Source organism: Streptomyces kunmingensis, from assembly GCF_039533535.1.
Classification (GTDB): Bacteria; Actinomycetota; Actinomycetes; order Streptomycetales; family Streptomycetaceae; genus Streptomyces; species Streptomyces kunmingensis.
In genome coordinates, this window is the sequence record NZ_BAAATS010000002.1 from 250,036 (window position 1) to 264,195 (window position 14,160).

The following is a 14,160-nucleotide window of genomic DNA, read 5'->3' on the forward strand; positions in this document are numbered from 1 at the left end:
ACGCGCCGCATGGTCGGGGGCGCGGCAGCCGAGGAACCTGTAAGTGGAACAGCGGCCCCCGAGCGGAACCCGAGCAGAAACGGACGGCACCCATGGCCACGGAGCAGTACGGATACCGCAGCGAGTACTCGTACGACGACGAGCCCCGCCCACGGCGGCGCGGGCTCGGCCGGCTGCCGGCCGGACTGCGGGCGCCGGTGGAGGGCCGCGCCTGGCGGGAGTTCGGCTATCTGCTGCTGAGCCTGCCGATCGCGATCACGGCGTTCACCTGGTCGGTGACGATGATGTCGCTCGGCGCGGGACTGCTCGTCACCTTCATCGGAGTACCGGTGCTGGCGCTGGCGCTGGCCGGGGCCCGCGGCATCGGCGCCCTGGAGCGGGCGCGGGCGCGGGCACTGCTCGGCCTGGAGGTCGGTTCGCCCGACCCGGTGCGGCCGCGCAAGGGCGGGCCGCTGGCCTGGGTCGGCGCGACGCTCAAGAGCGGCGTCTCATGGCGTCATCTGGTGTACACGGTGCTGCACTTCCCGTGGGCGGTGTTCTCGTTCTCCGTGGCCGTCGCGTTCTGGACGACGGGCTGGACGCTGCTGACGTACCCGCTGTGGCAGTGGGTCTACCCGATGTACGGGGGTCAGGGCGGACTGCAGCTGTACGGCGACGAGGCGCACTCCGTGTACCTGGACAACCCCTTCGAGATCACGCTGACCGCGGCCGTCGGGCTGCTCGTCACGCTGGCGACGCCGTGGATCGTCCGCGGCCTTACGACGGTGGACCGGGTGATGGTCGCCGGGCTGCTCGGTCCGTCGCGGCTCGCGTCGCGCGTGGTGGAGCTGGAGTCGGACCGCGGCGTCGTCGTCGACACGGCCGCCGCCGACCTGCGGCGGATCGAGCGCGATCTGCACGACGGCGCGCAGGCCCGCCTGGTCAACCTGGCGATGGATCTGGGCCTGGCGAAGGAGAAGCTCAGCGAGGACCCGCAGACGGCGGCCCGCATGGTCGACGAGGCGCACGGCGAGGTGAAGACGGCGTTGCAGGAGCTCCGCGACCTGGCCCGCGGCATCCACCCGGCGGTCCTCACCGACCGCGGCCTCGACGCCGCGCTGTCCTCCGTGGCCTCGCGCTGCACCGTCCCGGTGACGGTGGAGGTCGACCTTCGGGAACGCCCGGCGCCCGCCATCGAGGGCATCGCCTACTTCACGGTCTCCGAGCTGCTCCAGAACATCAGCAAGCACAGCCGGGCCACGCGGGCGACCGTCGACGTGTGGCGTACGGGCGACCGGCTCATGCTCCAGGTGTCCGACAACGGGGTCGGCGGCGCGGACGCCTCCGCCGGTTCGGGTCTCGCGGGTCTGACCGGGCGCCTGGACGCGGTCGACGGCATCCTCCTCGTCGACTCCCCGGCAGCGGGCCCGACCCGGGTGACGGCGGAGCTGCCGTGGCGCCGGGCCTGACCTAAAACTGCCGCGTGGGCGCACCCCGCTCCGGATCCTGGAATGCTGGGCCTGTCAGAACTGGCCTCTGTGACAGGTTCACAGGGGCGCTGGGGGGCCGAAAATCGTGGAGGACAGGGTGCGGGTGGTCATCGCCGAGGATTCAGTGCTGCTCAGGGAGGGCCTGACCCGGTTGCTGACCGACCGCGGGCACGAGGTCGTCGCCGGGGTCGGTGACGGGGAAGCACTGGTCAAGACCATCACCGATCTGGGGGCGCAGGACCAGCTTCCCGACGTGGTCGTCGCGGACGTACGGATGCCGCCGACCCACACGGACGAGGGCGTTCGCGCCGCGGTGCAGCTGCGCGGACGGTTCCCCGGGCTCGGGGTGCTGGTCCTCTCGCAGTACGTCGAGGAGCAGTACGCCACCGAACTGCTCGCCGGATCGAGCCACGGCGTGGGCTATCTGCTCAAGGACCGGGTGGCCGAGGTGCGGGAGTTCGTGGACGCGGTGGTCCGCGTCGCCGAGGGGGGCACGGCCCTCGACCCGGAAGTGGTCGCGCAGCTGCTCGGGCGCAGCCGCAAGCAGGACGTACTGGTCAACCTCACTCCGCGCGAGCGCGAGGTGCTCGGCCTGATGGCGGAGGGACGGACCAATTCGGCGATCGCCCGCCAGCTCGTGGTCAGCGACGGCGCGGTCGAGAAGCACGTGAGCAACATCTTCCTGAAGCTGGGCCTGTCACCGAGTGACGGGGACCACCGGCGCGTTCTGGCCGTTCTCACCTACCTGAAGTCGTGATCGGCTGACACCCTGTCAGGTACCGCGGCGGGGCGGGGACGGGTCCAGAACCGGAGAACGAGCGCAGAGCGTCTTCCAGATCGCTTCGAGCAAGGCTCCGGGGGGCCGGCGGATCATGGCGAACAGGGACGACACGCCGTCTCAAATCCAGGTCCATTACACGAACGTCCAAGGGAAGGCCCCCCTCTCAGACGTAGGGTGGGCCTGGGGAAGGCCAGTGGGACGGGCCTGCCCGCACAGCCGCCTCGAGGGAGGTCCAGTTCAGTGACCAGCCAGGTCAGTAGCGCAGCCGAGCAGGCCGACGGGACCGACAGTGCAGTGGTCGGGGAACAGCGCACAGCCGCGGGTGAATCAGGCAAGGATGTCCGGCGTCTGGACCGGGTGATCATCCGGTTCGCGGGTGACTCCGGTGACGGGATGCAGCTGACGGGGGACCGGTTCACCTCGGAGACGGCGTCGTTCGGTAATGATCTGTCGACGCTGCCGAACTTCCCGGCGGAGATCCGGGCGCCCGCGGGGACGCTGCCGGGGGTGTCCTCGTTCCAGCTGCACTTCGCCGATCACGACATCCTGACCCCCGGGGACGCGCCGAACGTGCTGGTCGCGATGAACCCGGCAGCTTTGAAGGCGAACCTGGCCGATATGCCGCGCGGCGCCGAGATCATCGTGAACACCGACGAGTTCAGCAAGCGGGCGATGGCCAAGGTCGGCTATGCCGTCTCGCCGCTGGAGGACGGCTCGCTGGACGGTTTCGCCGTGCATCCGGTGCCGCTGACCACGCTGACGGTCGAGGCGCTGAAAGAGTTCGCGCTCTCCCGCAAGGAGGCCGAGCGCTCCAAGAACATGTTCGCGCTGGGGCTGTTGTCCTGGATGTACCACCGGCCGACCGAGGGCACCGAACGCTTCCTGAAGCAGAAGTTCGCCAAGAAGCCCGAGATCATGAAGGCCAACCTGGCGGCGTTCCACGCGGGCTGGAACTTCGGCGAGACGACCGAGGACTTCGCCGTCTCCTACGAGATCGCGCCGGCCACGACCGCGTTCCCGACCGGCACCTACCGCAACATCTCGGGGAACCTGGCGCTGTCCTACGGGCTGATCGCCGCCGCCCGGCAGGCGGACCTGCCGCTGTATCTGGGCTCGTATCCGATCACTCCGGCCTCCGACATCCTGCACGAGCTGTCCCGGCACAAGAACTTCGGTGTGCGCACCTTCCAGGCCGAGGACGAGATCGCCGGGATCGGGGCCGCTCTGGGCGCGGCGTTCGGCGGGTCGCTGGCGGTGACCACCACCTCCGGGCCGGGGGTGGCGCTCAAGTCCGAGACGATCGGGCTTGCCGTCTCGCTGGAGTTGCCGCTGCTGGTGGTGGACATCCAGCGCGGCGGGCCCTCGACGGGGCTGCCGACCAAGACCGAGCAGGCCGATCTGTTGCAGGCGATGTACGGGCGCAACGGGGAGGCGCCGGTGCCGATCGTGGCACCCAGGACGCCGGCGGACTGTTTCGACGCGGCGCTGGAGGCGGCCCGGATCGCGGTCACCTACCGCACCCCGGTCCTGCTGCTCTCCGACGGCTATCTCGCCAACGGCTCCGAGCCGTGGCGGATCCCCGAGGTCGATGAACTGCCCGATCTGCGCACCCAGTTCGCGACGGGGCCGAACCACACGCTGGACGACGGCAGCGAGGTGTTCTGGCCCTACAAGCGTGATCCGCAGACCCTGGCCCGCCCCTGGGCGGTGCCGGGCACGCCGGGCCTTGAACACCGGATCGGCGGGATCGAGAAGCAGGACGGCACCGGGAACATCTCCTACGATCCGGCCAACCACGACTTCATGGTCCGCACCCGCCAGGCCAAGATCGACGGGATCCGGGTGGCCGACCTCGACGTCGACGACCCCACCGGTGAGGCCACCACGCTGGTGCTGGGCTGGGGCTCCACCTACGGGCCGATCACCGCGGCGGTGCGGCGGCTGCGCGGCGCCGGCGAGGCCATCGCCCAGGCCCATCTGCGCCACCTCAACCCCTTCCCCCGGAATCTCGGCGAGGTCCTGGGGCGTTACGACAAGGTGGTGATCCCCGAGATGAACCTCGGCCAGCTCGCCACCCTCATCCGGGCCAAGTACCTGGTGGACGCCCACAGTTACAACCAGGTCAACGGAATGCCGTTCAAGGCCGAGCAGCTCGCCACGGCTCTGAAGGAGGCCATCGATGGCTGAGACGACCACTACGGAAGGGACCGGGGGCGGCACGGAGACGCTTCTGTCACTGGTCCCCAAGGCCGAGGCCAAGCAGTCCATGAAGGACTTCAAGTCCGATCAGGAAGTGCGCTGGTGCCCCGGCTGCGGTGACTACGCGATCCTGGCCGCCGTCCAGGGCTTCATGCCCGAACTCGGCCTGGCCAAGGAGAACATCGTCTTCGTCTCCGGCATCGGCTGCTCCTCCCGCTTCCCGTACTACATGAACACCTACGGGATGCACTCCATCCACGGCCGCGCCCCCGCCATCGCCACCGGCCTCGCCTCCTCCCGCCGGGACCTGTCCGTGTGGGTGGTCACCGGCGATGGTGACGCGCTGTCGATCGGCGGCAATCACCTCATCCACGCGCTGCGGCGCAATGTGAACCTCAAGATCCTGCTGTTCAACAACCGGATCTACGGGCTCACCAAGGGGCAGTACTCCCCCACCTCCGAGGTCGGCAAGGTCACCAAGTCCACCCCGATGGGCTCCCTGGACGCGCCGTTCAACCCCGTCTCGCTGGCCATCGGCGCCGAGGCCTCGTTCGTCGCGCGGACCGTCGACTCCGACCGCAAACACCTCACCGAGGTCCTGCGCCAGGCCGCCCAGCACCCCGGCACCGCCCTCGTCGAGATCTACCAGAACTGCAACATCTTCAACGACGGCGCCTTCGAAGTGCTGAAGGACAAGCAGCAGGCCGAGGAAGCCGTCATCCGGCTCGAACACGGGCAGCCCATCACGTTCGGGGCCGAGCAGTCCAAGGGCGTCGTCCGCGACCCCGCCACCGGGGACCTGAAGGTCGTACCCGTCACAGAGGACAACCGGTCGCAGATTCTGGTGCACGATGCCCACGCCGCGTCCCCGACCACCGCTTTTGCTCTGTCCCGGCTCGCCGATCCTGACACCTTGCACCACACCCCGATCGGCGTCCTGCGCAACGTCGAGCGACCCGTCTACGACACCCTGATGGCCGACCAGCTCGACACCGCCATCGAGGAGCGCGGCAAGGGCGATCTCGCCGCGCTGCTTGCCGGGGGCGATACCTGGACCGTTGTCGGCTGACCTCGGAACACGTTGTGTCGGGGTAGGGCCTGGGGGCTGTGTTGCCCTCGGGCCCTTCTGTTGGCTACGCCGGCTTCCCGGGCCCTCGTTCTTCGTCGTAGCGGCGTCGCGCCTCGGTCACCCGCGTCATCCGGCGGTCCGTCCAGTCCGCAAGGGCTCCCACCTGCGCCGCCGCCTCCCGGCCCAGCTCCGTCAGCGAGTAGTCGACCCGCGGCGGGATCACCGGCTTCGCGTCGCGGTGCACCATCCCGTCCCGCTCCAGGGTCTGCAGCGTCTGCGTCAGCATCTTCTCGCTGACCCCGCCGATCTCCCGGCGCAGCTCGCTGAACCGGAACGAGCGCTCCGCCAGAGCCAGCAGCACCAGGACGCCCCAGCGGCTCGTGACGTGCTCCAGGACCAGGCGCTGCGGGCAGAGTCCGGCGTCCCCTCCGGCCGCGGTCCACTCCCGCACCTTGCTGACCTTACTTACTTCCATGCCAGTACCTTACTTTGAAGTGGGTACTTTCGAAAGCACAGTGTCGCCCTTACGGTGAGGAGAGAACCACCCACTCAAGGAGAATTCCGTCATGAGCCTCGTCATCACCGGAGCCACCGGGCACCTCGGCCGTCTCGTCGTCGAAGGGCTGCTCGACGCCGGCGTCCCGGCCGGCGAGATCGCCGCCGTCGTACGCGACAAGGAGAAGGCCGCCCCCCTCGCCGCCCGCGGCGTCGAACTGCGCATCGCCGACTACAGCACCCCCGAAACGCTGACCGGCGCCTTCCGCTCCGGCGACAAGGTCCTGCTGATCTCCGGCAGCGAGGTCGGCCAGCGCGTCGCCCAGCACCAAGCCGTCATCGACGCCGCCAAGGCCGCCGGCGTGGCCTCCCTCGCGTACACCGGCGTGCTCGGCGGCCCGGACGCCGACTTCGCCCTCGCCGACGAGCACAAGGTCACCGAGCAGGCCATCCTCGACTCCGGCCTGACCTACACCTTCCTGCGCAACGGCTGGTACCACGAGAACTACACCCAGAACCTCGCCCCCGTCCTGGAGCACGGCGCCGTCCTCGCCTCCGCCGGTGACGGCCGCGTCGCCTCCGCCTCCCGCGCCGACTACGCCGCCGCCGCCGTCGCCGTTTTGACCGGCACGGGCCACGAGAACACCGCCTACGAGCTCAGCGGCGACGTCGCCTGGTCGCTCGCGGAGTACGCCGCCGAGGTCGCCAAGCAGTCCGGCAAGGACATCGTCCACCGGAACGTGACCCCCGAGGAGAACCGCGAGATCCTGCTCGGCGCCGGGCTCCCCGCCCCCTTCGCCGACATCCTCGTCGGCGTCGACACCGCCATCTCGCAGGGGCTGCTCGCCCGGCGGAACGGCGACCTCTCGCGGCTCATCGGGCGGCCCACCACGCCCGTCTCCGACGCCATCGCCGACGCCCTGAAGTAGCCGGGCTTCCCGTCAGGACCGTATGGCGATACGGGCATGACACGTACCGTCCCGCGGCGCTACCTTGCTTGGTGGCCGCCGCGGGGCTGCCAGGTGTCATGAGGAGGGTCCGTGCAGGACGGCGGGGCGGCAGGAGAGTCCGGGCATGCGAACGAGGGGCGCACAGGGCTCCTCAACGGTTTCGCGGCATACGGAATGTGGGGCCTCGTACCCCTCTTCTGGCCGCTGCTCAAGCCCGCCGGGTCGGTGGAGATCCTCGCCCACCGCATGGTGTGGTCGCTCGCCTTCGTCGGCGTCGCGATGCTCTTCGTACGAAAATGGGGCTGGGCCAAAGATCTGTTGCGGCAGCCCAAGCGGCTCGCGCTCGTCGCCCTCGGCGCCGCCGTCATCACCGTCAACTGGGGCGTCTACATCTGGTCCGTGAACTCCGGGCACGTCGTCGAGGCCTCCCTCGGATACTTCATCAACCCCCTGGTCTCCATCGCTCTGGGTGTACTGCTCCTCAAGGAACGGCTGCGGCTCGCGCAGTGGATCGCCGTCGGGGTCGGGCTCCTCGCCGTCCTCGTACTCGCCATCGGATACGGGCAGCCGCCCTGGATCTCACTCGTCCTCGCCTTCTCCTTCGGCACGTACGGGCTCGTGAAGAAGAAGGTCAACCTCAGCGGCCTCGAATCGCTCGCCGCCGAGACCGCCGTCCAGTTCCTGCCCGCGCTCGGCTATCTGCTGTGGCTCAGCTCCCAAGGACGGTCCACCTTCGCCGGCGAGGGAGCCGGGCACGCCGTGCTGCTCGCCTCCACCGGGCTCGTCACCGCCGTGCCGCTCGTGTGCTTCGGGGCCGCCGCCATCCGGGTGCCGCTGTCTACCCTCGGGCTGCTGCAATACCTCGCGCCCGTCTTCCAGTTCCTGCTCGGGATCGTCTACTTCCACGAGGCGATGCCGCCCGAGCGGTGGGCCGGGTTCGCGTTGGTGTGGCTGGCGTTGGCGTTGTTGACGTGGGACGCGTTGCGCTCCGCTCGGGCCGGGCGGGTTGCTCTTGCCCGGGCCGAGATCGCTGCGGCTGGGGTGTTGGACGACGCTGTGGCTGTCGACGGGGCCCGGGCTGCTGGTACGGGTACCAGTAGGCCTTGATCTGACCTAGTTGCGCTCTATAACTGGGGCATGACCTTCGAATGGAAGCTTGTCGTCGACGCTGCTGATCCGCATGCTCAGGTTGAGTTCTGGGCTGCTGCCCTGGGCTACGAGATCGAGGACAACTCCGCGTTGATCGAGCGGTTGCTGGGGTTCGGGGCCGTGAGCGTCGACGAGACCGTCGAGCGGTGGGGGCGGCGGGCCTTCTCGGATCTTGTTGCTGTTCGGCATCCCGATGATGCCGTTGATGAGCAGACCGGGGCCGGGCTGGGGCGGCGGATTCTGTTCCAGCGCGTGCCTGAGCCGAAGGGTGGCAAGAACCGGCTGCACATCGACATCCACGCCGGGGGTGAGCGGCGGGACGCCGAGGCCGAGCGGCTGGTCGGGCTGGGGGCGAGTGTGACGCGGTTCGTGCAGACGCCAGGGGGGCAGTGGCTGCTGATGGCTGATCCTGAGGGGAACGAGTTCTGCCTGCAGTGAGTGCGTAGGTGGGTGGGTGGGTGTGGGTGTGGGTGGGTGTCGTGGGTTGGGTGGGGCCGGGTTGGTGTACCTCCTCGGCCGGTTCGGTCTCCACCCCCGTTGTCCGCCGTTGGCGGGTGGGCCGGGACTGGGTTCCCGCGGTGTCCTGCGGGGGCACACCAACCCGTCCCCACCCGTACGTCTCGTACCCGACTGGCCACCGGATTCGCTTCGCTTCCCAAGCCGCCCCCGCCCCGCCTTGGGCAACCTGCCGCCACCGCTGAACCCCGCCCCGCCTTGGGCAACCTGCCGCCACCGCTGAACCCCGCCCCGCCTTGGGCAACCTGCCGCCTGGGGCGGCAGGGTGGGCAAGGCGGCACCCCAGCGCCCGGCGCGTCCTCTCCACCGGCCCCCACGCCAACCCGGCCCGCCAACACGCACCCCGCCCCAGACAACCCGCGCGGCCCCGCCAGAACCCGCCCCGCCTAACGGTTCCGGCCACGCCCCCGCCCCGAGGGCCCGTCGTCGTACGACCTCAGCCCCGATCCGCCCGGAATACGGACACCGCTGACCGGAAAACGCTCTTGACGGTGTGTCAGCCCCCCAGGACCATCGGGCCACCCAAATCCCCGCACTCGCCGAGGAACCAGGAGCCCCCACATGCCCCTGCACCCCAGCCCCATACGCCCGCGGCTGGCGACCGCCGCACTGTTCACCGCCGCCGCCCTGATAACCGCCGGCGCCACACCCGTCACCGCCGGCGCCACACCCGTCACGGCAGCCGCCGCCCCCGACATACCCGTCACCTCGGTCAAGGCCCACCTCAACCAGTTCCAGTCCATCGCCACAGCCAACGGCGGCAACCGCGCCCACGGCCGCCCGGGCTACAAGGCCTCCCTGGACTACGTGAAGGGGAAGCTGGACGCCGCCGGGTTCACCACCTCCGTCAAGCAGTTCACGTCCGGCGGCCGCACCGGCTACAACCTCGTCGCCGACTGGCCCGGCGGCGACACCGACCAGGTCCTCATGGCCGGCGCCCACCTCGACAGCGTCACCACAGGACCCGGCATCAATGACAACGGCTCCGGGTCCGCCGCGATCCTGGAGACCGCGCTCGCCGTCTCCCGCGCCCAGTTCAAGCCCACCAAACACCTGCGCTTCGCCTGGTGGGGCGCCGAGGAACTCGGCATGGTGGGCTCCCGGAACTACGTCAACTCGCTGAGCGTCGCCAACCGGTCCCGGATCTCCGGCTATCTGAACTTCGACATGGTCGGCTCACCCAACCCCGGCTACTTCGTGTACGACGACGATCCCGCCCTGGAGAAGGTCTTCAAGGACTACTACGCCGGTCTGGGCGTTCCCACCGAGATCGAGACCGAGGGCGACGGCCGCTCCGACCACGCCCCCTTCAAGAGCGCCGGGATCCCGGTCGGCGGCCTCTTCAGCGGCGCCGACTACCGCAAGACCGCCGCCCAGGCCCAGAAGTGGGGCGGCACGGCAGGCAAGCCGTTCGACGCCTGCTACCACTCCTCCTGCGACACCGCCACGAACATCGACACCACCGCCCTCGACCGCAGCAGCGACGCCATCGCCCACGCCGTGTGGGAGCTTTCCGAGTAACACCCCTCCCCCGTTTGCGTTGCCCGCAGGGCCGGGCCCCCTTGCTACTTACTTGCGTGTGCATATACTGCATACGCAAGTAAGTGCTCCCGGCCCTGCCCGCGTGAGCGCTGTGCCGCCAAGTGCGATCTGCGAAATGGGGGAAAGTTATGTCCTCGCGTAATTTTCTGTTCGTCCTCGGCAGCAGCCGGAGCGACGGCAACACCGAGATCCTCGCCCGCGCCGCCGCCGAGCAACTGCCCCCGGACGTCGGGCAGCGCTGGATCGATCTGGCCGCACATCCGCTTCCCGACTTCGAGGATCTGCGGCACGACAGTGACCATGTGCGGCCCGAGGGCGATGACGTCGCGCTGCTCCTCGACGCCACCCTCGCCGCCACCGACATCGTCATCGCCTCGCCCCTGTACTGGTACTCGGTCTCCGCCTCCACCAAGCGCTACCTCGACTACTGGTCCGGCTGGCTGCGCACCCCCGGCGTCGACTTCAAGGCCACCCTCGCCGGGCGCGCCCTGTGGGGCGTGACCGCGCTCGCGCACGAGGAGGAGGTCGTCGCCGATCCGCTGGTCGGCACCCTGCGCAACTCGGCCGCGTACATGGGCATGCGCTTCGGCGGTGTCCTCCTCGGCAACGGCAGCAAGCCCGGCGACGTACGCAAGGACGAGGCGGCTCTCGTGCGGGCCAAGACGTTCTTCTCGCAGGAGGCTCCGCTCGCCTCGTTCCCCTACGAGCCGTAGGGGTTACGAGCCGTACGGGCTACGCCGTGATGTCCTTCGCCGTGAAGCGGGCCCAGGCCGCCGAGCCGAACACCGCCGCGTAGAGCGCCTGGAGTTGCAGGTTCTTCGTGAGGTCCTCCCAGTAGACCGGGTCGCGCAGCAGGTCGGCGAAGGACAGCCAGTGGTGGGAGAAGAAGTACGGCTGGAGCGCGTCCAGCTGGGGGATCTGGTCGAGGATCTGGACCGTGATCAGTAGACCCACAGTGGTGGCCATCGCCGCTATTCCGCTGTTCGTCAGCGTGGAGATGAACAGGCCTATGGCTGCCATGCCGGTCAGGGACACGGCCACCGTCAAGGCTATGAGGAGCGCCCTTCCCAGGCCCTCGGTGAAGCTGATGCGGGTGCCGGAGATCGTGACCACGTCGCCCAGCGGGAAGAGGATCGCCCCTGTGATCAGCGCCGATGCGGCTACGACCAGCGTCGCCACCAGGCAGAACACCATCGTCGTCGCGTACTTGGTGAGCAGGAGGCGGGTGCGGCCCGCCGGGGACACGAGGAGGTAGCGCAGCGTTCCCGCGCTCGCCTCGCCCGCCACCGCGTCGCCCGCGACGACGCCGACCACCATCGGGAGGAAGACCGGGAGTGCGGCCGCCAGGGCCGTGAAGACCAGGAACAGTCCGTTGTTCGTGATCTGCGCGATGAACGCCGGGCCGCCGCCCTCGGGGCCGCCTCCGCCGAACGACTGGCCGTCGCTCGTCTCGATCTTGACCGCTACACCGATCAGGATCGGGACGCCGGCGAGGACCGCCAGCAGCGCGAGTGTGCGCCAGCGGCGGAAAGTCGTCGTCAGTTCGCTGCGTAGCAGGCCCAGTGTCCGTAGCGGGCTGATCCGTGCGGGGGTGCTCACCGTTTCAGCCTGCGACATCGAAGCCCTCTCCGGTCAGGGCGACGAACGCGTCCTCCAGGGACGCCCGTTCCACGCCGAAGCCGCGGACCCGTACGCCCGCGGTGACCAGTGCCTTGTTCAGGTCCGCCAAGTCGGTTTCGGGGGGCGGTGGTTCGGCCTTCAGATGCGTGTCGGTCGTCTCCGTGAGCGTGACTCCGTGTTCCTTCAGTACGCGGGCCGCGTCCGCCGTGTCCGGGGTGGTGACCGTCAGTCTTCCCCTGGTGGTCGCCGCCAGGTCGGCCACCGGGCCCTGTGTGATCAGGCGGCCCTGGGCCATCACCGCCGCATGCGTGCAGACCTGCTCGATCTCGTCGAGGAGGTGGGAGGAGAGGAAGACGGTGGTGCCGTCCGACGCCAGTTCGCGGACGAGCGTTCTTATCTCGCGCATGCCCTGGGGGTCCAGGCCGTTCGTCGGCTCGTCCAGGACCAGGAGGCGGCGCGGCTGGAGCAGGGCCGCGGCCAGGCCGAGGCGCTGTTTCATGCCCAGCGAGTACGCCTTCGACTTCTTGGCCGCCGCGGCCGTCAGACCCACCCGGTCCAGGGCCTGCGCGACCCGCATCTTGCGGGTGCGGGGGTCCGCGGTCGGGTCCGCCGAGTCGTAGCGCAGCAGATTGTCGCGGCCGTTCAGGAAGCCGTACAGGGCCGGGCCCTCGATGAGCGCGCCCACGTGCGGCAGGACCGTCCGGGTGGCGCGGGGCATCGGCCGGCCCAGAACCTGGGCGGTGCCCGCGGTCGGTGTGATCAGGCCCATCAGCATGCGGATGGTGGTGGTCTTGCCCGAACCGTTCGGCCCGAGGAAGCCGAAGACGGCGCCTTCCGGGACCGTCAGGCTCAGCCGGTCGACGGCCAACTGGCCGCCGCGGTAGCGCTTGGTGAGCTCCCGGGTCTCGATGGCCGGCGCCAATGCCCCTCCCTCTCCACGCGATCACGAACGGCGAGGGGCGGTGCGCACCGCCCCTCGCCCTCAGAGCCTGTCCGAGCGTCAGCCCGCGTCGGCCGCCTTCACCAGCGCGTCCTGGGTGACCGCCCCCGCGTACACCTTCCCGTCCTCGGTGATCAGGACGTTCACCAGGCGCGTCGAGTAGACGGTGCCGGAGCCGAACTTGCCCGTCACCTTGGAGCCCAGGGAGTTCAGGAACTGCTGCGCGTCGGCCGGCATGCCGCTCGACGCGGAGCCGGAGGCGAGGCCCGCCACATCGGAGTCACCGGGCAGCTTCAGCTCGGCGACCGAGGTCCAGCCCTTGCCGATCACGTTGAGCCCCTCCAGGTCCGCGGCGCCCTTCGGTGCCCGCGCGGCCCTGTCCCCGCCCTGCTTCTCCAGTTCGTCGGCCTCGGTGACCTTGGTGCCCTTCGACGGCTTGAAGTCGAAGGTGGACGCCGCCGGCCTGGCGAAGTCGACCTTGGTGAAGCCCGCGTCGACGACGGCCGCGCCGCCGCTCGCCGGGGTCAGCGTGAACTTCAGGGGCGTCCCGGTCTCCGCGTCCACGGAGACCGTGATCGCGCCGACCGTCGAACCGGACTGCTTGGGCTTGATCTGCAGCCGGTACGCGTCACGGCCGGCGATCTGCGCCGTGCCGTCCACCGTGAACGAGGTAGTGGAGCCGGACGCCTTGAGGATCGCGTCCGTGAGCTCCTTCGGCGTGGCCGGCATCTTCGCCGGACGCTTCTGCGCACGGTCGCCGGACACCTGCGCGTCCTTCGCGTGGTACGCCTCGTCCGACTTGCTGTCGTACGCCCACACGTCCGCGCCGTCGTGGATCACGCTGTACTCGGACGCGTCGTCCAGGATCGACAGCTTCTGCCGGTCCTGGCCGTCCGCGGCGACCCTCAGCGTGTGCGTACCGGTGGCGAGTTCGGTCAGCTTCTCCTGCGGGTCCGCCGACGAGGAGCCCTTGCCGCCGCCGGTGAGACCGGAGGCCGCACCGCCCAGCGCCGGCAGGCCCAGATCCGTGTGGATCTTCACGGTGCCGGACAGCTGCTCCGTGTCCGACTTGGCGATCCTCTCGATGAGTTCCTGGGCGGTGATCTTCGGGAGATCCGGGTCGCCCGAGTCGGCGAGCGCCGGGACGAGCCCGATCGTCGCCGCGGCCACCCCCAGTACGGCCACGGGGACCGCGTACCGGGCCACCTTGCGGCGGCTGCCGGAGCCCTGGCTGTCTTCGGATTCGTACGGTGCCATGCTGTTGCCCTACCTCCGTGTTCGGCGGCGGCTTACCGTCCTGTGCACACGTCGTCTGCTTGTCGGATGCTCTTGATGCTCGTCCACCCCAAGCCGCCATTCTCACCCGAATTGGTCAGGAGTGGTGTACTCAATCTGACCAAACCGGCCACACCGAAGCGTCAGACCGCGGG

General features: G+C 69.6%; 13 protein-coding genes. 9 read left to right on the top strand and 4 right to left on the bottom strand.

The genetic code is table 11. The features are described 5' to 3' along the window. Window positions 1-92: 92 nt before the first annotated feature. From ABD366_RS03245 to ABD366_RS03260, 4 genes are all read left to right on the top strand, one after another. Complete coding sequence (locus ABD366_RS03245) at window positions 93-1,448, top strand: sensor histidine kinase (protein ID WP_324776400.1); 1,356 nt, start codon at window positions 93-95, stop codon at window positions 1,446-1,448. A 118-nt stretch (window positions 1,449-1,566) separates the two neighbouring features. After that, entirely contained in the window at window positions 1,567-2,226 is a 660-nt protein-coding gene (locus ABD366_RS03250) for a response regulator transcription factor (RefSeq protein ID WP_324776481.1), read from the top strand. A gap of 264 nt (window positions 2,227-2,490) precedes the next feature. Further along, window positions 2,491-4,437: a 2-oxoacid:acceptor oxidoreductase subunit alpha gene (locus ABD366_RS03255; protein ID WP_324776398.1), complete on the top strand. Its 1,947-nt coding sequence runs from the start codon at window positions 2,491-2,493 to the stop codon at window positions 4,435-4,437. After that, on the top strand, window positions 4,430-5,518 hold the full coding sequence (locus tag ABD366_RS03260; RefSeq protein ID WP_324776396.1) for a 2-oxoacid:ferredoxin oxidoreductase subunit beta: 1,089 nt from the start codon (window positions 4,430-4,432) through the stop codon (window positions 5,516-5,518). Before ABD366_RS03255 ends, ABD366_RS03260 begins: the two co-directional genes overlap by 8 nt. Window positions 5,519-5,582: 64 nt before the next feature. Here ABD366_RS03260 and ABD366_RS03265 read toward each other — a convergent pair whose 3' ends face one another. Further along, a complete protein-coding gene (locus ABD366_RS03265) occupies window positions 5,583-5,993 on the bottom strand; it encodes a winged helix-turn-helix transcriptional regulator (protein WP_324776394.1) in 411 nt (136 codons plus the stop codon). Between the two features lie 91 nt (window positions 5,994-6,084). On the opposite strand from ABD366_RS03265, the gene ABD366_RS03270 reads away from it, so the two are divergent. From ABD366_RS03270 to ABD366_RS03290, 5 genes are all read left to right on the top strand, one after another. Continuing rightward, a complete protein-coding gene (locus ABD366_RS03270; protein WP_324776392.1) occupies window positions 6,085-6,942 on the top strand; it encodes an SDR family oxidoreductase in 858 nt (285 codons plus the stop codon). A 111-nt stretch (window positions 6,943-7,053) separates the two neighbouring features. Then, window positions 7,054-8,070: an EamA family transporter RarD gene (gene rarD / locus ABD366_RS03275; protein WP_324776391.1), complete on the top strand. Its 1,017-nt coding sequence runs from the start codon at window positions 7,054-7,056 to the stop codon at window positions 8,068-8,070. Window positions 8,071-8,100: 30 nt separating this feature from the next. After that, complete coding sequence (locus tag ABD366_RS03280) at window positions 8,101-8,550, top strand: VOC family protein (RefSeq protein ID WP_324776389.1); 450 nt, start codon at window positions 8,101-8,103, stop codon at window positions 8,548-8,550. Between the two features lie 639 nt (window positions 8,551-9,189). Beyond that, the gene (locus tag ABD366_RS03285) at window positions 9,190-10,149 is read left to right on the top strand and encodes a M28 family metallopeptidase (RefSeq protein WP_324776387.1); all 960 of its coding nucleotides are present in this window, start codon (window positions 9,190-9,192) and stop codon (window positions 10,147-10,149) included. Window positions 10,150-10,298: 149 nt separating this feature from the next. Then, window positions 10,299-10,883, top strand: coding sequence for a flavodoxin family protein (locus tag ABD366_RS03290; RefSeq protein WP_324776385.1), 585 nt, complete (start codon window positions 10,299-10,301; stop codon window positions 10,881-10,883). 19 nt (window positions 10,884-10,902) lie between these two features. Here ABD366_RS03290 and ABD366_RS03295 read toward each other — a convergent pair whose 3' ends face one another. The 3 genes from ABD366_RS03295 to ABD366_RS03305 form a co-directional block, all read right to left on the bottom strand. After that, window positions 10,903-11,787, bottom strand: coding sequence for an ABC transporter permease (locus ABD366_RS03295; protein WP_324776383.1), 885 nt, complete (start codon window positions 11,785-11,787; stop codon window positions 10,903-10,905). After that, window positions 11,774-12,712, bottom strand: coding sequence for an ABC transporter ATP-binding protein (locus ABD366_RS03300; RefSeq protein ID WP_324776380.1), 939 nt, complete (start codon window positions 12,710-12,712; stop codon window positions 11,774-11,776). The genes ABD366_RS03295 and ABD366_RS03300 overlap by 14 nt, the downstream gene beginning before the upstream one ends. 78 nt (window positions 12,713-12,790) lie before the next feature. Further along, window positions 12,791-13,987, bottom strand: a complete 1,197-nt coding sequence (locus tag ABD366_RS03305; protein ID WP_324776378.1) for a LolA family protein — start codon at window positions 13,985-13,987, stop codon at window positions 12,791-12,793. Window positions 13,988-14,160 lie beyond the last annotated feature (173 nt).

Bases quoted from the DNA above. Each gene is read 5' to 3' on its own strand.
- ABD366_RS03245 (WP_324776400.1), top strand. From the start codon at position 93: ATGGCCACGGAGCAGTACGGATACCGCAGCGAGTACTCGTACGACGAC.
- ABD366_RS03260 (WP_324776396.1), top strand. From the start codon at position 4,430: ATGGCTGAGACGACCACTACGGAAGGGACCGGGGGCGGCACGGAGACG.
- ABD366_RS03265 (WP_324776394.1), bottom strand. From the start codon at position 5,993: ATGGAAGTAAGTAAGGTCAGCAAGGTGCGGGAGTGGACCGCGGCCGGA.
- ABD366_RS03270 (WP_324776392.1), top strand. From the start codon at position 6,085: ATGAGCCTCGTCATCACCGGAGCCACCGGGCACCTCGGCCGTCTCGTC.
- ABD366_RS03280 (WP_324776389.1), top strand. From the start codon at position 8,101: ATGACCTTCGAATGGAAGCTTGTCGTCGACGCTGCTGATCCGCATGCT.
- ABD366_RS03285 (WP_324776387.1), top strand. From the start codon at position 9,190: ATGCCCCTGCACCCCAGCCCCATACGCCCGCGGCTGGCGACCGCCGCA.
- ABD366_RS03290 (WP_324776385.1), top strand. From the start codon at position 10,299: ATGTCCTCGCGTAATTTTCTGTTCGTCCTCGGCAGCAGCCGGAGCGAC.
- ABD366_RS03295 (WP_324776383.1), bottom strand. From the start codon at position 11,787: ATGTCGCAGGCTGAAACGGTGAGCACCCCCGCACGGATCAGCCCGCTA.
- ABD366_RS03305 (WP_324776378.1), bottom strand. From the start codon at position 13,987: ATGGCACCGTACGAATCCGAAGACAGCCAGGGCTCCGGCAGCCGCCGC.